The 22,022-nt window shown below is 41.5% G+C and carries 25 protein-coding genes; 17 read left to right on the forward strand and 8 right to left on the reverse strand.

Annotated elements, in window-relative coordinates; all coding sequences use genetic code 11:
• Window positions 1–71: 71 nt before the first annotated feature.
• Complete coding sequence (locus AN213_RS11820; protein WP_054561272.1) at window positions 72–593, reverse strand: EF-hand domain-containing protein; 522 nt, start codon at window positions 591–593, stop codon at window positions 72–74.
• Between the two features lie 206 nt (window positions 594–799).
• On the reverse strand, window positions 800–1,231 hold the full coding sequence (locus AN213_RS11825; RefSeq protein WP_054561271.1) for a hypothetical protein: 432 nt from the start codon (window positions 1,229–1,231) through the stop codon (window positions 800–802).
• Window positions 1,232–1,474: 243 nt separating this feature from the next.
• Between AN213_RS11825 and xthA the strand changes: the two genes are divergently transcribed.
• Genes xthA through AN213_RS11840 form a run of 3 tightly spaced genes read left to right on the forward strand, consistent with a single transcriptional unit; the run spans window position 1,475 to window position 3,725 of the window.
• Window positions 1,475–2,284 carry an exodeoxyribonuclease III gene (gene xthA / locus AN213_RS11830; RefSeq protein ID WP_054552965.1) on the forward strand — a complete coding sequence of 270 codons (810 nt, stop codon included), beginning with the start codon at window positions 1,475–1,477 and terminating at the stop codon, window positions 2,282–2,284.
• A complete protein-coding gene (locus tag AN213_RS11835; RefSeq protein ID WP_095209747.1) occupies window positions 2,281–2,931 on the forward strand; it encodes an energy-coupling factor ABC transporter permease in 651 nt (216 codons plus the stop codon). The genes xthA and AN213_RS11835 overlap by 4 nt, the downstream gene beginning before the upstream one ends.
• Window positions 2,928–3,725 (forward strand): putative RNA methyltransferase, encoded by a 798-nt coding sequence (locus tag AN213_RS11840; protein WP_055198704.1) that lies wholly within the window; start codon window positions 2,928–2,930, stop codon window positions 3,723–3,725. Before AN213_RS11835 ends, AN213_RS11840 begins: the two co-directional genes overlap by 4 nt.
• Here the strand turns inward: AN213_RS11840 and yfbV are convergent.
• Window positions 3,722–4,168, reverse strand: coding sequence for a terminus macrodomain insulation protein YfbV (yfbV, locus tag AN213_RS11845; RefSeq protein ID WP_055021121.1), 447 nt, complete (start codon window positions 4,166–4,168; stop codon window positions 3,722–3,724). The two genes, AN213_RS11840 and yfbV, sit on opposite strands and share 4 nt — an antisense overlap.
• A gap of 290 nt (window positions 4,169–4,458) precedes the next feature.
• On the opposite strand from yfbV, the gene AN213_RS11850 reads away from it, so the two are divergent.
• From AN213_RS11850 to AN213_RS11880, 7 genes are all read left to right on the forward strand, one after another.
• Complete coding sequence (locus AN213_RS11850) at window positions 4,459–5,673, forward strand: acetate kinase (protein ID WP_055198705.1); 1,215 nt, start codon at window positions 4,459–4,461, stop codon at window positions 5,671–5,673.
• A gap of 4 nt (window positions 5,674–5,677) precedes the next feature.
• Complete coding sequence (gene pta, locus AN213_RS11855; RefSeq protein WP_055198706.1) at window positions 5,678–7,834, forward strand: phosphate acetyltransferase; 2,157 nt, start codon at window positions 5,678–5,680, stop codon at window positions 7,832–7,834.
• 209 nt (window positions 7,835–8,043) lie between these two features.
• Window positions 8,044–8,436, forward strand: a complete 393-nt coding sequence (locus AN213_RS11860) for an ACT domain-containing protein (protein WP_054552960.1) — start codon at window positions 8,044–8,046, stop codon at window positions 8,434–8,436.
• 3 nt (window positions 8,437–8,439) lie between these two features.
• On the forward strand, window positions 8,440–8,937 hold the full coding sequence (locus AN213_RS11865; protein WP_054561267.1) for a PTS glucose transporter subunit IIA: 498 nt from the start codon (window positions 8,440–8,442) through the stop codon (window positions 8,935–8,937).
• A gap of 5 nt (window positions 8,938–8,942) precedes the next feature.
• Window positions 8,943–9,287 carry an ArsC family reductase gene (locus tag AN213_RS11870; protein WP_054561266.1) on the forward strand — a complete coding sequence of 115 codons (345 nt, stop codon included), beginning with the start codon at window positions 8,943–8,945 and terminating at the stop codon, window positions 9,285–9,287.
• Entirely contained in the window at window positions 9,287–10,417 is a 1,131-nt protein-coding gene (gene dapE / locus AN213_RS11875) for a succinyl-diaminopimelate desuccinylase (RefSeq protein WP_055021123.1), read from the forward strand. The genes AN213_RS11870 and dapE overlap by 1 nt, the downstream gene beginning before the upstream one ends.
• Window positions 10,414–11,094: a M15 family metallopeptidase gene (locus tag AN213_RS11880; protein ID WP_055198707.1), complete on the forward strand. Its 681-nt coding sequence runs from the start codon at window positions 10,414–10,416 to the stop codon at window positions 11,092–11,094. Before dapE ends, AN213_RS11880 begins: the two co-directional genes overlap by 4 nt.
• Here AN213_RS11880 and AN213_RS11885 read toward each other — a convergent pair.
• A complete protein-coding gene (locus AN213_RS11885; RefSeq protein WP_055021160.1) occupies window positions 11,081–11,950 on the reverse strand; it encodes a DMT family transporter in 870 nt (289 codons plus the stop codon). The genes AN213_RS11880 and AN213_RS11885 overlap by 14 nt on opposite strands.
• A gap of 137 nt (window positions 11,951–12,087) precedes the next feature.
• Between AN213_RS11885 and AN213_RS11890 the strand changes: the two genes are divergently transcribed.
• Genes AN213_RS11890 through AN213_RS11905 form a run of 4 tightly spaced genes read left to right on the forward strand, consistent with a single transcriptional unit; the run spans window position 12,088 to window position 14,988 of the window.
• Window positions 12,088–13,452: a COG3014 family protein gene (locus AN213_RS11890; RefSeq protein WP_055198708.1), complete on the forward strand. Its 1,365-nt coding sequence runs from the start codon at window positions 12,088–12,090 to the stop codon at window positions 13,450–13,452.
• An 8-nt stretch (window positions 13,453–13,460) separates the two neighbouring features.
• Window positions 13,461–13,886, forward strand: coding sequence for a YcfL family protein (locus AN213_RS11895; RefSeq protein WP_054552954.1), 426 nt, complete (start codon window positions 13,461–13,463; stop codon window positions 13,884–13,886).
• A 10-nt stretch (window positions 13,887–13,896) separates the two neighbouring features.
• Window positions 13,897–14,508, forward strand: a complete 612-nt coding sequence (lpoB, locus tag AN213_RS11900; protein ID WP_055021126.1) for a penicillin-binding protein activator LpoB — start codon at window positions 13,897–13,899, stop codon at window positions 14,506–14,508.
• A gap of 12 nt (window positions 14,509–14,520) precedes the next feature.
• The gene (locus AN213_RS11905) at window positions 14,521–14,988 is read left to right on the forward strand and encodes a glycine zipper 2TM domain-containing protein (protein WP_055021127.1); all 468 of its coding nucleotides are present in this window, start codon (window positions 14,521–14,523) and stop codon (window positions 14,986–14,988) included.
• Between the two features lie 25 nt (window positions 14,989–15,013).
• On the opposite strand, the gene AN213_RS11910 is transcribed toward AN213_RS11905, so the two are convergent.
• A complete protein-coding gene (locus AN213_RS11910; RefSeq protein ID WP_054552951.1) occupies window positions 15,014–16,231 on the reverse strand; it encodes a pyridoxal phosphate-dependent aminotransferase in 1,218 nt (405 codons plus the stop codon).
• 93 nt (window positions 16,232–16,324) lie between these two features.
• On the reverse strand, window positions 16,325–16,669 hold the full coding sequence (locus tag AN213_RS11915) for an Hpt domain-containing protein (protein ID WP_055198709.1): 345 nt from the start codon (window positions 16,667–16,669) through the stop codon (window positions 16,325–16,327).
• Between the two features lie 129 nt (window positions 16,670–16,798).
• On the opposite strand from AN213_RS11915, the gene AN213_RS11920 reads away from it, so the two are divergent.
• Window positions 16,799–17,398, forward strand: a complete 600-nt coding sequence (locus AN213_RS11920; RefSeq protein WP_055198710.1) for a tRNA-uridine aminocarboxypropyltransferase — start codon at window positions 16,799–16,801, stop codon at window positions 17,396–17,398.
• A complete protein-coding gene (locus AN213_RS11925; protein WP_055021129.1) occupies window positions 17,398–18,174 on the forward strand; it encodes a CLCA_X family protein in 777 nt (258 codons plus the stop codon). Before AN213_RS11920 ends, AN213_RS11925 begins: the two co-directional genes overlap by 1 nt.
• Here the strand turns inward: AN213_RS11925 and AN213_RS11930 are convergent.
• Together AN213_RS11930 and dcd are read right to left on the reverse strand one after the other, a co-directional pair.
• A complete protein-coding gene (locus tag AN213_RS11930) occupies window positions 18,140–20,635 on the reverse strand; it encodes an EAL domain-containing protein (protein WP_055198711.1) in 2,496 nt (831 codons plus the stop codon). The genes AN213_RS11925 and AN213_RS11930 overlap by 35 nt on opposite strands.
• A 130-nt stretch (window positions 20,636–20,765) precedes the next feature.
• Entirely contained in the window at window positions 20,766–21,353 is a 588-nt protein-coding gene (gene dcd / locus AN213_RS11935; RefSeq protein WP_055021131.1) for a dCTP deaminase, read from the reverse strand.
• 281 nt (window positions 21,354–21,634) lie between these two features.
• Between dcd and AN213_RS11940 the strand changes: the two genes are divergently transcribed.
• Window positions 21,635–21,961, forward strand: coding sequence for a hypothetical protein (locus tag AN213_RS11940; protein ID WP_055198712.1), 327 nt, complete (start codon window positions 21,635–21,637; stop codon window positions 21,959–21,961).
• Window positions 21,962–22,022: the final 61 nt, after the last annotated feature.

A 22,022-nucleotide genomic window follows, 5' to 3' on the forward strand; every position in this document is an offset into this window, starting at 1 on the left:
TGGAAAAATTATTGTAAAAAAGCCAGCGTAAAACACTGGCTTTGGGGGATATTTATGAATGAATGTTGAAATTAGCTATTTTTAACCATTTCAAGGGCATCATCTTCGGCAACGTCGCTACCATATTTGCTAATGTAATTAACAAACTCAGTGCGGCTTACACGCTTATCTTTGTTGCTATCCATATAGCCAAAGTGATTTGCGATATCGTCGTCATCGGCTTCTTCAATAGAAACATAACCATTTTTGTCGTTATCTAACGATTTAAAGTCATTTTCGATTGGGTCAAATTTAGCGATTTCAGCTTTAAATGCTGATTCAGATACCTCACTATCAGTTGCTACCTTGCCCGTATTTAATTGCATGTATGCATTAAATTCAGTACGGCTGATTTGCTCATCCATATTGGTATCGATATTTGAAAAATGATCCCAAATTGCATCATCGTCAGCTTCTACCTTAGAGATATAACCGTCATTGTCATTATCTAGGCTGCCAAAATCGCTGTCGATTTTTGCTAACGAGTTACTTGCAGAACATGCTGAAAGGCTTAAAGCTGCTAAAATTGTTGATGCTAAAGTTAACTTGTTCATAAGACATTTCCTTGTAGTCGATTAGATTCACTTCGACTGTTACAAATTGAATGCCAAAATGCCTTATTGGCTAAAATCAAGCACTTACAGCCTGGTTAAGTTGGGGTTAAGCCTATGATTTAGCAAGCTTTTCATAGGGTACTGTAATTTTTTCATAAAAAAAGCGCTCCGAAGAGCGCTTTTTACAAATAACAAAAATGCCGCTATTAGATAGCTGCGTTTTGGTAACGCTTAACGAAGTCTGTTACTGCTTCGCCATTACATTTTAACGTATTTAAGTTACCAATTTTTTCACGCACAGGTGTTAAACCTTTTTTAAGTGCAGTGATGCAAAGTTGAGTTTCTTTTTGCTCATTTTTAGCAAACACTTCAACAGCTGCTTTTGCTGCTTCTTGTGATTGTGCTTTTTTAGCAATTTCACGGATGTCAGTGCCGTTACATAAAATGCTTTTTGAAAAACGTGACATTGAAATGCCATGCTTTGCTGCTTCTTTACGTGCAGCGGTAAACCCTTCGTTCGCACTTAAGCTACATAACTTTGATTCAATACGGTTATCAGCTGAAAAGTAGTGCGGGTTGCTTGCTAATGAGCCAAATGAGATACATGCAAGAGAAAGCATCACTAATTGTTTTTTCATGGTTTACCTTTAAATAGTACATAATATGAACGGATGGTTTGCGCGCATTATATAAACAAAAATCAGCAGATCAACTGAATTATTTATTTAATTTAATAATTAATAGTGAGTTAACAATGTTTTTAAATTAAGCAGCAATTGATCAACATTTACCCAATTTGATTTTCGTAATTAGCTCATGAATAAGCCCTAGTTTGATGATAGAATTGCGCTAAACACTGAAACAAAAATAATAGGTGCACCATGAAGGTAATCTCATTTAACATTAACGGCCTGCGCGCTCGTTTACACCAATTGCAAGCCGTAATTGATAAACATCAACCAGATATTATTGGCTTACAAGAAATCAAAGTACATGATGAGGCCTTCCCTCTCGAAGATGTGCAAAAAATGGGTTATCACGTTTATTTTCACGGTCAAAAAGCGCATTACGGCGTGGCTATGTTATGTAAACAAGAGCCGAAATCAGTAGTTAAAGGCTTTGCAACCGATACCGACGAATCACAGCGTCGTATGATCAGTGTTACCGTGACACAAGAAAATGGTCGTGACCTAACGGTGATGAATGGCTACTTCCCGCAAGGGGATAATATTGCTCACGAAACCAAATTCCCTTATAAGCGTCAATTCTATAAAGATTTAATGACTCACTTAGAAGATAACCACACGCCAGAGCAAGATGTTATTGTGATGGGCGACATTAATATTTCACCGACCGATCTCGACATTGGTATTGGTGAACCAAACCGTAAGCGCTGGTTAAAAACAGGTAAGTGTTCGTTCCAACCTGAAGAGCGTGAATGGTTAAGCACTTTATTAAACTGGGGCTTTAAAGATACCTTCCGTGAACTTTACCCAGAAAAAACCGAGCAATACTCGTGGTTTGATTACCGCTCAAAAGGTTTTGATGACAACCGCGGTCTGCGTATTGATGTGATCTTAGCAACTCCAGCACTTGCCGAGCGTTGTGTTGAGTCTGGTATCGATTACGAATTACGTGGTATCGAAAAACCATCTGATCATGCGCCAATTTGGTCAACATTTAACGCATGATAGACACACTGCAATGGCAGCTCCCTTTGTGGAGCTGTGTGGCTCTAATACTTTGGCTCAGCTTTGATAAGCAAAGCGCATCACAATTATTGGCAACGCCAATAAGACAAGTTGGTGTGCTCGCATGTGCTTTAGTACTTGCGGTACTGTGGCGCATTAAAGCGGGGATATTGCCAGGCCTCGAATTGCATATTTTAGGGCTCACTGCAGTGACCCTAATTTTAGGTTGGCGACTGGCTATTTTTGCAAGCCTTCTTGCAAGTTTACTCTTGGTATTAGTCGCTCAGTTGCCAGTATCAATACTGCCAGTGCATTTATTGTTTACTGCTTTTTTACCAATTACATTGAGCTATTTGTGTTTTGTGCTTTGCTATAGCTACCTGCCGAGACACTTTTTTATTTATATCTTTTTATGCGCGTTTTTAACCGCTGCTGTTATCGCCTGTATTAAAATACTTACCAGCGGTGTGTTTTATTACTTGCTAGGTGATTACAGTTTTATTGAGATTTCAGAAAACTATCTGATCCTGTGTGCCATAATTTGGTTTCCTGAAGCAATGCTCAATGGCATGGCCATTACCTTGATGATCACATATCGCCCTCATTGGGTTAAAACCTTTTATGATAAGGACTATTTAGACTCATGAGTCTTCACTATCACTGCCCGCTTTGCAAACTTGAACTTACTCTAAACGACAAAACTTACCGTTGTGACAACAACCACAGTTTTGATATCGCCAAAGAGGGTTATGTCAATTTACTTCCCGTGCAAAATAAAAAGTCTAAACAACCGGGCGATAATCTTGAAATGGTGCAAGCTCGCCGCGCTTTTTTAAATGCCGGACACTATTTGTTTTTACAGCAAGCTTTAGCAGAGCTAGTGGCATCTCTCGAACCAAGTTCAGTGATTGATTTAGGCTGTGGTGAAGGCTTTTACACTCAAGCAATTGCAGCGCAGTCGAGTGCTGATGTATATGGTGTCGATATTTCTAAGCCCGCGGTAAAATACGCCGCTAAGCGTTACGAAAATGCGCATTTTAGTGTCGCGTCGATTAGCCAAGCCCCTTTTGCAGATGCGCAGGCTGATGTGCTTGTTAGTGTGTTTGCCCCTTTATTTGCACAAGAACTTGCTCGCCTTGCCAAACCGCAAGCTAGTTTAATTATTGCAAGCCCTGGGCCTTGGCACCTTAAAGAGTTAAAAGCGTTTATTTATGCTGATGTGAAACCGCATACAGAAATAGAACCACCAGCAGGTTTCAGCAAAGAGTCGATAAACTTGTTAGAGCAACAGGTACTGTTGTCTGTCGATGAGGTTAAACATTTAATTATGATGACGCCGTTTGCGTGGAAGTTTCGCCCAGAGCATTGGCAGCAGATAGAGCAACAGGGCCCACAAAAAGTAACGTTATCGTTTTATGTGAGCCAGTTTATTCGCGATTAGAAGTGCTCTTTAGTGAAGGCTTTGTCCATTTTTTCGAACATGTCTTTTAATAATTGAGCTAAATCAGTGTAGCGTGGTTTTTCAGTCGTTAATTGTGACTGATAACCATGCGCCTTCATTTTACTGTGCAGCTCGGTATACCAACTTAGCATTGCTGGCTCTAAACGGGTTTCTGCACGGCGGCCTAGCCACAACAAACCTTGAAGAGGTAGTGATAAAAAGAATATCGCGATGGTGATAGCTTGTGGAAAATAATCACTACCTAAGTAATTAACTTGCATAAATACGGTCAGCATTGCCAATATTGGCATCACTGTAATTGCCAGATCAGTGGCCTTGATCACTCTAAATTCGGCAAACAATGGAGCGAGCTCTTGTCGCATCGGCCATTTTTTAGCGTACTGACGACCTGTTTGCACTTGTGACATGACACCTTTTTGCATCATCACTCCTAGGGTTTTCAACTTGTTTCACAACCGAGTGTAACACACTCCCGGATACAATCCCTGCAAAACCTGTCCTAGTTTTAATACCAAATTAATGGTTAGGAGACTAACGTTTAAAGTCTAAATGAGATAAAATGTTATCGGCTTAAGTCAACCAGACTTTAGTATAATTACAGCCTAGCTTTGTTAAGTGTAGCAACAAAATACTTATTTACTATACTGGCAAAGAATTCTAATTATCAAGCCTTAATATACACTGACTGATATCGTACTTTTAGGACCTAGCTATGTCGACGCCCCTTTGCTCACCACAACATGTTTTAGTACTGAACTGTGGTAGTTCAAGTTTAAAATTTGCCATTTTAGATGCCGCCACTTCTGACGAAGTTATTTCTGGTTTAGCTGAGCGCCTTGGCTCAGACACCCCTTCAATCAAATATAAATATAATGGTGAAAAACAACTTATTGAGCTTGCAAATGGCCAAGCCCACGATGCAGCAATTGCTGAGCTTGTGAAGCTAGTTAATGAGCTAGGCCTTGCAGATAATTTAATTGCTGTGGGTCATCGTGTTGTGCACGGTGGTGAGCATTTCACTGAATCTGTGCTTATTGACGATGATGTACTTGCAGCTATCGAAAAAACAGCCGCACTTGCTCCACTTCATAACCCAGCCAACTTATTAGGCATTCGCACTGCACAGCAAGCGTTCTCAGCGCTGCCACAAATTGCTGTATTTGATACGGCATTTCACCAAAGCATGCCAAATATTGCTTACTTATACGCCCTACCTTACTCGCTTTATAAAGAGCACGGCGTAAGACGTTATGGGTTCCATGGCACGAGCCATTATTATGTTGCAGGTGAAGCTGCAAAATTATTAGGCAAAGAGCGCGAGCAAACCAATGTGATCAGTGCACATTTAGGTAATGGTTGTTCGGTATGTGCGATTAAAGATGGTAAGAGTGTTGATACCAGTATGGGCCTTACACCGCTTGAAGGCTTAGTGATGGGTACCCGCAGTGGTAGTATCGACCCTGGTTTATTCACGTTTTTAACTCAGCAACTAAATTATTCAGTACAAGAAATTGATGACTTACTTAATAAGCAAAGTGGCTTATTAGGTATTAGTGAACTATCAAATGACTGTCGCACTATTGAAGAAGCCGCTGTTGAAGGTCACCCGCAGGCGAACCTTGCACTCGATATTTTCTGCTACCGCTTAGCAAAGCAAATCGCCGCATTCTTAGTGCCTGTGCAGCGCCTTGATGCACTTATTTTCACCGGTGGTATTGGTGAAAACTCAGATATCATTCGTGACAAAGTAATCACTCAATTAGGCTTTTTAGGCCTTGAGTGTGACGAAGCTGCAAACTTAGCGGCACGTTTTGGTAAAGAAGGCTTAATTTCAAAAGGCCAAGCGCATGCTAAAGCGTTTGTGATCCCGACTAACGAAGAATGGGTTATTGCTAACGATGCAGCCCGCATTGCAAAGGAGGGTTAAGTAAATGGCACGTAGAATTATGTTGATCCCTATTTCGACTGGGGTTGGTTTAACATCTGTTTCTGTTGGTTTAGTGCGTGCGCTTGAGCAAAAAGCGCTTAAAGTGAACTTTTTCAAGCCAATTGCACAGCCACGCTCTGGCGATACAGGTCCTGAAAAGTCGACGCAAATTGTTACCCATGGCTCGCCAATTAATCCGCCGACACCATTTGAGCTTAGCTATGCAGAGCAAATGATTGGTGATGGTAAAGGCGACGATTTACTAGAAGAAATCGTAGAGCGCTTTGAAAGCACCATCAAAGAAGACGAAATTGCTATTATCGAAGGTATGGTTCCAACACGTCGTCAGCCTTATGCTGGCCGTGTAAACCGTGAAATCGCGCAAACACTGGGTGCTGATATTGTTTTTGTTTTAACACCTAGTAACGATAGCAACGACCAAATTGAAGACCGTTTAGAAATTGCCTCAGGAAACTATGGCGGTGTTAACCACCCTCGCGTGCTAGGTTGTATTTTCAATAAAGTTAATGCACCTTTAGATGACGAAGGTCGCGCACGTGCAGACCTCGTTGAAGCCCATGAGCCTGAGCAACTTGAAAACGAATTAAACCGTTTAGCATCACTGCCTATTTTCAGAAAACACCCATTTAAGTTATTAGGTTCAATCCCGTGGGATTTCGACCTAGTAGCGCCACGTGTGCGTGATTTATGTGAATACTTAAAGGCCGAAGTTATTAACGAAGGCGACATGGCTCATCGTCGTTTACGTCGCGTTACTTTCTGTGCTCGTACTGTATCGAATATTTTAAGCCACTTTACCCCGGGTGCATTACTAGTTACTCCGGGCGATCGCTCTGATGTACTCGTTGCCGCTTGTTTATCAGCCATGAATGGTACCAAGCTTGGGGCTATTTTATTAACCGGTGGCTTTAAACCTGAAGATCGCATTATGAAATTGTGCGAACAAGCTATGAATACCGGCCTACCAATCCTGGCAACACAAGAAGATACGTGGCGCACGTCTTTATTACTGCACAACTTCAATATGGAAGTACCGTGCGATGATGACCAACGTATCGACAAAGTAAAAGATCACAACGCTAGTAACATTGACTCTGACTGGTTAGACAGCCTGGCACAAAGTGTTGGCCGAACTCGTAAAATGTCTCCGCCAGCGTTTCGCTTCTTACTAACAGATAAAGCCCGTCAAGCGAAGAAAACGGTTGTTTTACCTGAAGGTAATGAGCCGCGCACGATTAAAGCCGCAGCAATTTGTGGTCAACGTGGCATTGCAAAAACAATCCTACTTGGTGACAAAGAAGAGATTTTACGAATTGCTGAGCAACAAGGTGTTGAGCTTAACGATAACGTAACCATTGTTGAGCCAGGTGATGTGATCAACGACTACGTTGTGCCTATGGTCGATATTCGTAAAAACAAAGGTTTAACAGAAGTGGTTGCTCAAGAACAACTACTTGATAATGTTGTACTCGGCACGATGATGCTTGAGCAAGGCAAAGTAGATGGCCTTGTGTCGGGTGCTGTTAACACTACAGCGAATACGATTCGCCCACCGCTACAGTTAATTAAAACTGCACCGGGTTCATCGTTGGTATCATCAGTCTTCTTTATGTTGTTACCTGATCAAGTTCTGGTATACGGTGACTGTGCTATCAACCCAGACCCAACGGCAGAGCAACTGGCCGATATCGCGATTCAATCAGCGGATTCAGCGGCTGCGTTTGGTATTGAACCGCGTGTTGCAATGATCAGCTACAGTACGGGTACTTCGGGTTCAGGCGCTGACGTAGAAAAAGTGCGTGAAGCCACTAAGCTTGCCCAGCAAAAGCGCCCTGATTTAGTAATTGATGGCCCGCTTCAGTACGATGCTGCAATTATGGAAAACGTAGCACTTAAGAAAGCACCAGACAGCCCGGTTGCAGGTAAAGCAACAGTGTTTGTATTCCCAGATTTAAATACGGGTAATACAACTTATAAAGCCGTACAACGTAGTGCCGATTTAATTAGTATTGGCCCAATGCTGCAAGGTATGCGTAAGCCGGTAAATGACTTGAGTCGTGGTGCATTAGTAGACGATATTGTTTACACCATTGCCCTAACGGCGATTCAAGCTAAGCAAGTTGAAAGCTTAGAAAATTAACCCTTCAAAATTTAGGCTAATTTATAAAACCTTTATAAATTAGCCTATTAGCTTCTTTATACGTACCTATTCCCATATTTATCCACAGATTCTGTGGACAACCTCAACAGCGATATTGAGTAAAACCTCAGCAATCAAAATTATTGCGCTTTATCTTAACTTTGTTTACCTATACTATAAATTCAAAGGCTTCAAAGATAGGATCGCAGATGTCAAAACAAACGTTACAACTTCATAGTGAAGAACTTACCATTCATAGTTTAGATGTCGATGCAACGATTGATCCTGCCTTACTCCAACAAGCTATTTTCTTTATTGCAAAAACGGCTGATGAACTGTCTATAGTTTGCCCTAGTAGTTTCCAACTCGACAGTCTTGATCAAGAAACCGACTGGCAAGCACTTGAAGTTATTGGCCCACTTGGTTTTTCGTTAACTGGTATTATGGCGAATATTTCTGGCGTGTTAGCAAAAGCGTCGATCTCGATTTTTGCTTTATCAACCTACGATACAGATTATGTATTGGTGAAAAAGCAAAGTATGGCCAAAGCTATTACAGCCCTGAAAAAAGACGGTTACCATGTGCTAGGTGATGTTAAATAAGCCATGACTAACGAAGTTCAATACTTACCCGAACGCAGCCTCAGAAAAGCGCGCTGCATGGCCATTAAAAGCCCATTTACCGGGCGTGTAAAAAGCATTAGCGAGCACCCTGAGCCATTTTTTCGTTTTGCTACCCTTGGCCCTGGGATTAGTGTTGAATTAACTAGCCACAACATCATCGCGCCATTCGATGGCACCCTATTACAAGTTAAAAATGCCGGTAAAGAATACATTTTACAGGCAAAAAACGGTTTAAAAGTTTTATTAAACTTATCGTTTTCATCGGTTGAAGAACATATCAACCACACCAATATTGCTAAATTAAACGGCAGTAAAATTAGCAAAGGTGAACGATTAGCCTATTTTGATTTACGCGAGCTGAGCAGCCCTATGCTTGGCACACTGTGCGTTCTCAATAGCCAACACCTTGGACCCCTATATTATTCACTATCTCAGGTCACTGCTGGGGTAGACACATTACTCACTGTAACTAAAAAGTAGAATTTATGACTATCATGTACGGTATCAGCAATTGCGATACAATCAAAAAAGCCAAGAAATATTTAACTGATAACAATCAAGAATTTACTTTCCATGATTACCGTAAAGACGGCATTAGTGCTGAGCTAGTTAACGAATTTGCAGCGCACATTGATTGGCAAGATTTAGTTAATAAACGCGGCACAACTTACCGTCAATTATCTGATGAGCAAAAGCAAAACCTAGATAAAGAATCTGCATTAGCATTGCTGGTTGAGCAACCTGCGATGATCAAGCGCCCGGTACTTGTGCATAACGGCCAATACCACTTAGGTTTTAAAGCAGCTCAATACGATGAGATTTTTGCCTAATGACTCACCCTGTTATTGAACTTGCTCAAGCGCTTATTCAGCGTGAATCAGTAACGCCTGAAGATGCTGGTTGCCAAGCGTTAATGAACGAACGCCTTGAAAAACTAGGCTTTAATATTGAATCACTGTTTTTCACTGATACCTTGAATACTTGGGCTCGTAAGGGAGATGCGTCACCGCATTTTTGTTTTGCAGGTCACACAGATGTTGTACCAACAGGCCCTGCAAAAAATTGGCAGCACCCGCCTTTTTCTGCACTGGTAAAAGACGGCATGTTACATGGCCGCGGTGCAGCCGATATGAAAGGCTCTTTAGCTGCCATGGTAGTTGCCACAGAGCGTTTTGTGGCTAAGCACCCAGATCATAAAGGGTCAATTTCGTTTTTAATTACTTCTGATGAAGAAGGCCCGTTTATCAACGGCACAACCCGTGTTATCGATACTCTTGAAGCACGTGGTGAGAAGATTGATTTATGCCTAGTTGGCGAACCATCTTCACGTGATGTACTTGGCGATGTGGTAAAAAATGGACGTCGAGGTTCATTAACTGGCTTTTTAACCGTGAAAGGTGTGCAAGGCCATGTTGCTTACCCGCATTTAGCGCAAAACCCGATTCATTTAGCTGCTCCTGCGTTAACTGAGCTGAGTCAAACCGAGTGGGATCAAGGTAACGAATTTTTCCCTGCAACCAGCTTTCAAGTTTCGAATATTAACGCCGGCACCGGTGCCGGTAACGTGATCCCTGGTGAGCTTGAAATTCAATTTAACTTTCGCTTTAGCACTGAAGTGACTCACCAAGAACTACAACAGCGAGTCGTAGAAATTGTTGAGAAACACAACCTGAATTACGAGCTAAATTGGATTGTTAATGGACTGCCGTTTTTAACCGATCATGGTCCGTTAGTAGATGCCACCGTGCACGCTATTAAGCAGGTGACTGGACGCGACACCGCGCTTGAAACCACCGGCGGTACTTCTGATGGCCGCTTTATCGCGCAAACGGGTGCCAAAGTCATTGAGCTTGGTCCGCGTAATGAAACTATTCATAAAGTAGATGAATGTGTTAGCACGGATGATTTAATTCAACTAGCTGATATTTACGAAGTCATTTTAGAGCAACTGCTTACATGAACCAAACCGAGCTTAAACAATGTGCCACGGGGTTAAGTAGCTCACATTTAGTTGAGCTACAAAATCATCGCTTGCATCGTGATATTGTCGATGATTTTTTAGCTCTGCAGCAAGGAGCAAAAGAAGCAGGTATTGATCTGACAATTGCCTCAAGCTTTCGCGATTTTCATCGTCAAAGTACTATTTGGAATGCTAAATTTCAGGGCCTTCGACCGGTTTACACCCTAAAGCAACAAACGGTAGATTTAGAAAGCCTAAGTGATACTAAAAAGTGCCACGCTATTATGCTTTACTCAGCACTTCCGGGGGCAAGCAGGCACCACTTTGGTACCGACCTCGACATTTACGATACCCGCCCGATTGACGATGATTACGAGCTGCAATTAACGCCTGATGAGTATTCACCCACAGGGCCCTTTGCCAAGCTTGCTGCATGGCTTGACGATAACCTAGAAAAGTATGGTTTTTATCGCCCTTACCAAGAGTACAAAGGTGGGGTTGCCCCTGAGCCTTGGCATATTAGTCATATTGGTGTATCTGCAAAGATGATGCAGTATCTGTCAGTTGAAACATTACAGCACTGTATCGAACAAAATGAGCTTAGCGGCAAGCAAGCGATACTAGCTGAACTTAACACCCTGTATGAACGCTACGTGTTAAATATTAATACGCCCTAATTTTAGCCATTAAAAATACCAGTACAGCGCCAAGAATTAAGGCGCTGGCTACAACTAAACGCGCTGTTAATTGCTCATCTAAAACCATCACCCCAGCTAATGTGGCAAGCACAGGCACGGTTAGCTGCACCACCCCTGCTTGGCTACTTTTAAGCCTAGGTAGTGCAATGTACCAAATGCTATAGCCAAGCCCAGATGCAAGCGCTCCTGAAGCTATCGCCAAATAAACCCCACTCGCAGTAATACCTTGCCAATCAACCATAGCTAAAATCACTAAAATTGGCACAAGTATTAAACTTCTTAGAAAGTTAAAGCTGGTTGCTTGCAACGGTGAGCTGCATGATTTTCCGCGAATACTGTAAACACCCCATGCCACGCCACTTAACGCCATAAGCATGGCTGGCATGAAAGAAGGCACTGTGGCTGAGGGCAGCATTAAGTAAATAAAACCCGCAAAAGCGACAAACAAAGCCCCCCACTGTACTTTACTGAGTGGCTCTTTATTTAAAACACTATGGCCTATCATGGTTAATTGTACTGCCGAAAATAAGATAAGTGCGCCTGTGCCTGTGTTTAAATCAACATAGGCAACTGAAAAGCACAGCGCGTAAACAAATAAACTAAGGGCACTGATATTGTTACCTTTATCGGTTAAAGGTTTAGCTGATTGTGATTTTGTTTGCTTTAGCTTTGTTTGCCATAAAAGTAAGCCTAGTAACATAAACGCTCCACTTGCTAAGCGAATGGCAGTAAAACTTAACGGATCTATATCACCACTTTGTAATGCCATTCGGCACAGCAAAGAGTTGGCTGCAAACGCACAAAGTGCAATTAAGGTATACAGTATGGTGCTCAACAAATGAGTTATCCTTTTGGTTTTAAAAAAGATAAGACCTAAAATTAGACAATTAACTTACGATTTTTTACATAATTTATCATAGAAGGTTAAGCCGCGTATGCTAATCTCAGTACATTGTTTAAAAGGAGTGTTCAGTGCATCGACGTTTATTTATTGGAGCTGCTTTACTGTTATCTGGTTGCAGTACCATAGGTATTACTGATCTATTCCAAGATTATGCGACGCAGCTAAGACCTGTGCGCCAAGCTGTTTCTCAAAATAACATAGCAAGTGCTCAGCAGCTTTTGCCAAGTAACAGCCGAGGCCATAGTAACTATTTATTGAATCAGCTTGAAACGGCCCGTCTTGAGTTTTTGGCTAAACAAAATTCCGAGGCCAATGAGACCTTTGAAGCTGTTTATCAAAATATGGAAAAAAAGCGTCAAGCAGCCAAAGTACAACTAAGTGCAGGCCTTGAGCAAACAAATTCATTATTAACCAATGACTCAGTGATTGGTTATGAGCCAGCAGCTTATGAAATGACCATGCTGCATAGCTACAAAGCACTGAGTTATGTATTTGATAAGCAACTTGAATCTGCATTAGTTGAAGTTAGGCGTGCTAATAAAGTGCAAGAAGATGCACTAAAAGACAACCAAGCTGTACTTGATGAACAAGCGGAACAGGCAGCCGAAGGCTACCCGGATATGGCCGAGTTAATTGGCAATGTTAAAAATGGCTTTCAAAATGCCTTTACGTTTTATTTGTCTGGCCTACTTTATGAGGCGGATAAACAGTTTGATGATGCCTATATCGATTATAAGAAAGCACTCGAAATAAATAGCGAAAATAGCTACTTACAGCAAACAGTGTTACGCCTTGCCAAAAAACAAGGGTTTGATCAGGACTTTGAAGAATTTAGCAAGCGCTTTGGCAAGCTAAAGCAGACTCAAGCAAACACGGGCCAAGTAATTGTAATTGCAGAGCAAGGTTTGATACCAGCAAGGCAAGAGTTTCATTTACGGTTACCCATTTATACCTCCCGTGGTGATGCACGCTTTTACAGTATTGCCATGCCAGTTTATCGCGATGCGCCCTATGCGGGCAGTGATAAAACCGTGAGTCTTGGTGGTGAAAATTTGCCACTGACGCCCATTGTTAGGCTTGAAGCGTTGGCAGCAAAGACGTTAAAAGATCAAAGTGCTGGCAGAATAACCCGCCAAATTATGCGTTTGGTTGCGAAAGAAAAGATGCGTGCAGAATTGGCAAGAAGCGGCGGCGATGTCGGTAATATTTTAGCGAATATTTATAACATTGCATCAGAGCAGGCTGATACGCGAAGCTGGTCGACTTTACCTAGTCAACTGAGTATTGCTCAGCACGCGATGCCAGCAGGTCAGCACGCTTTAACCGTGCCAGGGCATGGCGAAATAGACTTTACGGTTAGTAAGCAAGGGTTAACCTTGATTTTTCTAACCTCTATAAATAACTACTACGACACACATGTTGTACAACTCTAGGAGCAATGATGAAATACTTAGTGCCACTATTAACCATTTTACTTGTTGCGGCTTGCTCCTCACGCCCTACCACTTCTGGCATTGGTGTTGAGCAGGCATCACAACAGTATAACCAACAACTGATTGTTAATAACCCTGAACTTGGCAAGAAATTAGCCATTACAGATGTAAAAACACGCCAAACAAATGGCTTAACGGATGTTGTTGTGACACTGGCAAGCCAGTATAAAAAGTCTCAATACTTACAGTATCAATTTACTTGGTATGACGCTGATGGCTTTGTTATTCGCGGCAACCACTCACCTTGGCAACCTATTACATTATTTGGATTTGCTAAGACCCAATTACCGGGCCTAGCCCCGACAGCAAATGCTGTCACCTTCTCGCTTGCAGTGCGTGAAGTGTCAACAGAAGCACAAGAATTTGAAGATTAAGGATACTACAATGAAATTACTTTCTGTTAAGTCGGCTGCGGCCGTTGCAATAACAAGCGCTTTGTTGCTGTCTGGTTGTGCTAACAAAGCCGTTGTTAGCTATGGTGATGCGCAAGCCGTAGAAACTACAGATATCAACTTTGGTTCAACGGATCTACAAAAAGTAGCAAGCCAAATGACAGACTCGTTACTTGCTTCACCTGTGGTTGGTACCATGACAGCAAATACCCGCCCTATCGTGTTTGTTGAGCGTATTAAAAACAAAACGAGCGAGCACATTGATACTGAATCAATCACCGATTCAATCTCAACACAGTTATTACGCAGTGGTAAGTTCCGCTTTGTTGATATGACCCGTGTTGAAGCTGTGCGCGAACAACTTAACTTCCAAAACGTTGACCCACTTGTAAATCCAAATACCGCTATTGCCTTTGGACAGCAAGTGGGTGCGCAATACATGTTATACGGTAACTTATCGAGCATTGTTAAATCGAATGCTGACAAGGCTGATGTGTATTATAAATTCACTATGCGTTTAATGGATTTAAAAAGCGGCCTAGTTGAATGGGCTGATGAAACTGAAATCCGTAAAACACGTGAGAAATCAACTTTTGGCTGGTAGTCAGGAGGGGTTATGAAATACCTAGTAGCAATCCTAGCAAGCTGTTTATTACTGAGCTCGCCAAGTTATGCTGACTATCAGCGTAACAAAGCAGTACCTGTACAACAGGTGTTGTTTGGCTCAGTACAGTCAGTGCGAACCATTACTGAACAAGAGCTGGTCAGAGATAAAACCAACGGCTGGGAAACGTTTGGTGGTGCGCTTATTGGCGGCGTTATCGGTAACCAGTTTGGTGGCGGCAGTGGCCGTACTGTAGCAACCATTTTGGGCTCAATGATTGGTGGCTCTGTTGCCCACAACCGCCAACAAAACAGTCGCGTTATACAGTATCAGCTCGTTGAATTGATGATCAAAGTAGAAAGCGGCGAACAATTTATGGTTGTGCAAGATAAAGACAACCAAATGCTGTTCAACCAAGGTGATAAAGTACGTTTGGTGTACCTCACCGATAACACGGTGCGTGTTGATAAAGCTTATTAAAAAAGCGAGCCTCGGCTCGCTTTTTTTAGCTTTGTCGATAATCAGCAAAGAATCGCTGCATCTTGCTCATGGCTTCTGTTAAATCATCTTTGTTTGGTAAAAATACCAATCTGAAATGATCAGGATCAGGCCAATTAAATGCGCGACCATGCACTAATAAGATTTTCTCAGCTTTGAGTAAATCTAAAATCATGCGCTCATCATCTTTAATGTTAAAGTGCGCCGTATCCACTTTCGCAAAAGCGTAAAGCGCCCCTTTAGGCTTTTTACAGCTAATACCATCAATGGCATTTAAGCCACGCCATGCAATATCACGCTGCACATACAATCGACCACCAGGGTTTATCAAGTTATCGATTGACTGCACACCGCCTAAAGCTTGTTGAATAGCATACTGAGCAGGCACATTGGCACATAAGCGCATTGATGCCAGCATATCTAGGCCACGGCTTAAGTCGTCCATCATGCTAGTACGACCGCTTAACACCATCCAGCCCATACGCAATCCCGCAGCGCGGTACGTTTTTGCTAGGCCATTAAAGGTGATAATTGGCACATCATCACACAGCGCACCAATCGAGCTGTGGCTGACACCGTCATACAAGATTTTCTCGTAAATTTCATCGCTCAGTAACAATAACTTGTGCTCGCGAGCAATATTGATAAGTTCCATCAACAGATCATCACTATACACCGCCCCTGTTGGGTTATTCGGGTTTATAAGCACCAACGCTTTGGTCTTTGAGGTGATCTTCGATTTAATATCAGCAATATCAGGGAACCAATCTTGTTCTTCATCACATAGATAATGCACAGGGTTACCCCCTGCTAATTTAACCGATGCAGTCCATAGCGGATAATCCGGTGCAGGAATAAGCACTTCATCGTCATTATCAAGTAATGCTTGTGTGGTCATTTGAATTAATTCGCTGACCCCATTGCCGATATAAATATTATCGACATCAAGATTAAATAATCCGCGTTGCTGATAGTGTTGATAGACAGCCACACGGGCTGAGTAGAGGCCTTTAGAGTCACAGTAGCCTTGGGCTGAATATAAGTTACGAATGATATCTTTGTGCATATCTTCAGGCATATCAAAGCCAAAGGCAGCTGGGTTGCCAATGTTTAGCTTTAATACTTTTTGCCCTTCGTCTTCCATTTTTCGAGCTTGTGCAAGCACAGGCCCACGTATGTCATAACAGACACCGTCTAGTTTGTGACTCTTTTTGATTTGTGACATGGTTACCTCTACTAATTAGCCTTAAGACTACCCCAGTAAAGGGGTACCATGCCAGAGGATTTTTGCGGTTATAACTGAAATAAATTCAAGTTTTTAGCGAGTAGCGAACCAAGCTTGTAATTTTTCTACAGAACCTGAAACTTGTTCATCAAGGGTTTGTGATTTTTCTTGCGCAGTAGCTACATCACCTTGGTTCAAGGTCAGTTCAATTTCTTGCGCAAGCGATGATAAACTTGCAGCACCAAATTGAGCTGCATTTGATTTTAAACTGTGTGCATGCCTTGCAGCTACTTCGTTATCTGAACCAAGATTTGCAAGTACTTCAGAGCCTAAACGCTGAAATTCACTACAACAAAAGGTCAAGGTGTCGGCAAATTGGTCACCTAAAAGTGATTCCATCCCTTCCAGTGCACTCTCATCAATTGTGATTGTCGTCATCTTTATCCCTTAATCAAAAACGTAATTATATAAATCGCAACTTTAGCCGTTCATAGCTAAAAAGCAAACCTGCTTTGCGAGTTAAGCTCATGTATACTAGGTATAGTTTTGATTTACACCTGAGTTCGTATGGCTAGAGAATTGTGCTCACATTGTGGCTTTTCAGTTAAAACCTGTTTATGTGATTCAATAAGCATAATCAATAATAAACTAAAAATCATTATATTACGCCACCCTAGTGAGGAAAAAGTTACTAAGAACACCGCTAATTTACTGAATTTAGGCTTAGATAACTGCCAAATCATTGCAGGTGAGTCAGAACAAGACTTTTTACAGCTCGCAACATTGCCAAAAGCAACAACTGCGGTACTCTATCCTGCTGATAATGCATTATGTTTAGATGAACACACTGCCACTACAGATGCTTTCAAACAGTCTTTAACTCATTTAATTGTGATTGATGGTACGTGGAAAAAAGCCTACAAAATGCTGCGATTAACTCCAAGCCTTCAGGGGTTTCAGGCTGTGAGTTTTAAGCAAATACCACAAAACAAATACGTCATTCGTAAAGCACCACGCGCAGATAGCTTATCAACTTTAGAAGCAGTGGCTCATAGCCTTAAACTGATTGAAGGCCTTGATGTAAAACCGCTATACAGATTATTAGCAGCACTGGTCGATAAGCAAACCCAACATATGCCAGATGATGTTAAGGCACGCTATTTATAATGCGTGTATCAAAACGGCTTAGTGCCGGTTTTCACCGTCAGGGACCAGATTATCGCTTTGATGATCAGGTCGATTTTGACGATATTCGCGATACCTTTGGTTTTCGTACCATGGTGGTTGGCAATTGGGTTAATAAGCAAGAGCGGCTATTAGCGGCGAATTTAATTTACGATGCCTTAGCTGATCTAGCGCAAATACTGACTTTACCCCCAACGGCAATAGGCCTTAGGGGAAAGCTTAATTTTGCCTTTGGTCATGGTGGCCAAAAAGGTGTGCAGGCTCATTATAATGCTCACAGTCAAACCCTTGCGCTAGCAAAAAATGCCGGTGGTGGCGCTCTGGCACATGAATGGTTTCATGCGTTTGATCACCATATTTGTCAGCATTTATTTAAGAGCAGAAAGAGTATGCAATTTTGCTCAGCACTGTGGCTCGAACAGTCACCAGATTTGAGTCATCCACTTAATCAACACTTAAATGAGTTTTACCATCAGGTATTTTTAGACACCTCAGGTGAAAATCCAAATGCGTTCGTGAAGCAATCAATCGCTTTTGATAGGCAAGTAAAGCAACTTTATATGAGTATGCCTGAAGAACTAGCGGCTCGCTGTTTTGAAAAGTGTATTGCCATGCACCCTGATATAAAAAATAGCTTTTTAGTGAGTGGGTTATCGACAAGTGGCTTAATCTACCCAGATGAGCAGCATACAATGCGCTGCTTTTCAGCACTGCTGAATTACTTTAATCAGTTAGGTTCGCTGTTGCATCAAGGCTAATTTCAACTTTCTGCACCTCGCTTATCCAAGTTAAGTAATCATCTGCACAAAGCGGTTTTGAAAAATAATACCCTTGTCCAAATTGGCAGCCATAACTTTGCAGCATTGCTAGGCTTTGCTCATCTTCAATACCCTCAGCAACAACATGTGCACCCAAAGTAGTGGCGATGTCACAGGTTGCCCGGCAAATACTCTGATCGTTCACTGAAAATGGCAGGTTTAACACAAATTGTTTATCTATTTTCACCTCATCAAAGCCTAGCTGGCTCAGATAAGCAAGCGATGAGTAGCCGGTACCAAAATCATCAATTGCTAGCTTTAAACCGATTAAACGATAGTCATCAAGTGTCGCTTTGATCTTTTTACTTTCCTCCAAAGTTGCAGATTCTGTAAGCTCCAGCATCACAGATTCGGCACGCACTTTTTGCTCATTTAAAATAGTGATTAAAAGCACGGGTAAGTCTTTATTTAATAAATCTTTTGCTGAAATATTAATAGAAATAACGTGATCGGGTATCAGTTTGCAAAACTTCGCTTGCCATTCAATGCCCCTTTCAACGACCCACTCTGTAAGCTGATTGATCACCCCTGCTGACTCTGCAATTGGAATAAATACATCTGGGCTTACTGCACCAAATACAGGATGCTGCCATCGCAGCAATGCTTCACAGCCCACTACTTTGCCTGTTTTCAAACATATCTGCGGCTGAAAGTGTAAGCTGAGTTGGTTCTCATCAATCGCAATTTTAAGTGCAGCAGCAATCGATAACCTTTGCTCAGAAAGGCGTGCAGTTTCTGAATCGAACATGCGCCAACGTTCACCTTGTAAACGCTTTTCAGACATAGCTTGTATCGCACATTGCAAGATTTGTTTCGCGGTATTGCCATGCATCGGGTAATAGGCAACCCCAATATCAACACTATCAACTAAATTAATATCTTCATGGGTGAGCCCTTCTTCAAAGACCCCATGGATCAAACATGCAAACTGCTCTATGTGACTTAGCTCAAGCTCGCCCATAATTAAACAGCCAAACGTACTGTCATCAACGTGAGCAAGCCACGCGCTTCTGCTTGCTTGAATTTCAAGCTTTAGTGCACTCATACTCTGTAGCTGAGTATTTAAGATACTTAATCTTTCATTGATACAAATATTGGCTTGCTCAAAACCAAATGTAGAGCGGGCATTTGAAAGTACATGAGGTTTAAATAATAAAACTGAAAAGTGTTGTTTCTGCGATACTTTCTTCACCATTTGCGCGAGTAAAAACTGCTTATTTGGTAGCTTAGTATCTGCATCATGTAACATGGAGTAGCTAAACGCTGAGATTTGCTGGCGATCTTTTAATAACAGTACGGAACATATCGCAAGTGATGCCATAAGTAAGATTGTGTTATGAACACCATGGTAACCAATGCCAAAGCCATTCCAGATAAATAGACTCAGCACTTGAATAACAATAGTTAAAAGCATAAAAACACGCAGGTGAGTACGGTTGTTTTTACGCTTAATCAAACTATAAAAGATTACAGAAGCAAAGCACAAAAAGCCCAAACAGCTGACTATAAAAAGCCACTGACGATTAAACTGAGGCAATAGTGATGACAACACGGCTGCGCTGAGTAAACAAACCATCATAGCTTGCCAAGCCTTTTTAAACGTAACTTTATAGGTATGGATCGCTAGAAAGTGATATAAAAAATAGCTTATAAAACATAATGCAAACTCATTAACAGGCCATTTTGCTTCCCAGTCTAAACCATCAACAAGATAGTTTATTAACCCGTTATCAATCAAAAATCCGATACAAACCAACACGAAGTACGCATCCAACACTAAGTATTTTGGTTGCTGCGATACAAAAAAATAGACAGCACATACAAACATACATAAAACTAGCACACCCAAAATAGCACCATAACCTAGAATAGTTTGGTGTAAATTGGCTTCAAATATTTTCGCAGCCACCACCCCAACTTCTATCGTCAGTGCTCTATCATGCACAAAGTTAACTAAAGCCCAGCGATGTCCTTGGCTATGCTCAATCAACCAATGAGGACGAACATTCGATAAACTTTCTAGTGAAGCGAGTCGTTGATTACTAGTAGCCTGAAAGTTTTCATCTAAAAGATAAAACTTAGCCCAGGTTAAATTGGGTTCGCCAAGAAAAACAACATAGTTTTTATTTTCGGATAGTTGGTATAAGTCGATGACTAGCCAATGGGATGTTTTACCTGTGAGGCGGACCGAGCTTGTTTCAAGCGCATTTAGTTTTTCTGCGTTTTGTAACGATACTTCAAGAGATTGGCTAAGTTTGGCAAGTGGTTGTTCTGAATCAAGCAACCAAACAGATAAGTCATCATCAGCAGCAAAAACACTGGTGCAGTGTATCAATACACAACACAATATTATGAGCAGCTTTGTGATAATCCAATTAACTTGCTTGCCAACAATGTGCATTTTAGCTCCGTGCTTTTAACACCAGCTAAAAGTATGGGGCCGATAAGCTTAAATTGCCAATTATAGTGAACTAAATTGGGTGAAAAGTTCGGAAATATATTATGTGGCACTAAGGCCACATAAACTGGAGCTATTTATTGTCATCACTAATACGGCTCGCTACTGCCGAATTTTGATCTTTATATTTTGCGTCTTTACGAACGTTGTATGGGTTTTCTGCAGGGCTTGTCATGGTTTCAAAGCTCATAGCACCAATTTTCATCATTGGGCGTAAAGCCAGTGGCAATTTGCCTGAGTTATAAAACTCTAACACGATATTACCAGACCAACCCGGATCAATACGATGTGCTGTAACATGAACCATCAAACCAAGACGTGCTAACGATGAACGACCATCTAACCAACCAACAATATCTGCTGGTAATGTGACTTTTTCATGGGTGATAGCAAGTGCCAGTTCACCTGGGTGGAGGAAAAATGCTTCTTCTTCAGCCAGCACAATTTCGTCACTCATGATTGATTCCATCGCCTTATTTAACTGATCTTTTGGACCACTTAAGTCAACATAGGCTGCGGTATGATCTTGGAAAACTCGAAACTTGTTGCCCAACCGCAAGTCTACCGTCACACCTGAAATCATTTCTTTACTCGGTGTAGGCTCAATAACAATGCGGCCTTCGTCAATATACTGCTGAATATGGGTATCTGATAATCTCATTTATTATTCTACCTAATACAACTTAAACATATGATTTTAAGTTGAAAAAACACGCTAAGCTCTAGTTGAAACACAACAAAAATCGAGTGTGTATCAGTAAAGCCAAATTGGGTGGCTATAGTGTGCCATATATTACACAAATCATCAGCGTGTTGCGCGAATAATTCTCAACAAAATAAGATAAGCCATCTCAGGTAATAAGATCAGTGTTTTCTGATTTATCTGAAGTACTGAGTTTTGTTTTAATGCCCCGACTATAAGGAGAATGAGGATAAGTTGTTATGGATTACGTCATTTTATCCGTAATAACATTGCCAGCATGCGTTGCCGCTATTTTAATTGCCAAACATTACGCTAAAAAGCACGATTTATGGCATGGCTTTCTCGTTTTTATCGGTTCATTACTTTTAACTAGCTGGTCGGTGGTTGGCTTAGTTGCAAACGAAACGTTCTTTTTCCCACTGCCTTCATTACTCACTATTGTCTTTTACTTCTATTGTTTCGGTGAAACCGATATTGTGTTTATGCCTAATTTATTAATCAATCCTGGCATTGCCTTTTTTTGCTATTTTTCGAGTTACTTCTTTTCTCGCAAGAAACCTTTCTAAACCCGTGTTATTAATTGTCACTTTTTGAAAATCACGTTTTTAATAAAAAAAGCCGCTCATT

It is taken from the genome of Pseudoalteromonas sp. P1-8, from assembly GCF_001399985.1.
Lineage (GTDB): Bacteria > Pseudomonadota > Gammaproteobacteria > Enterobacterales > Alteromonadaceae > Pseudoalteromonas.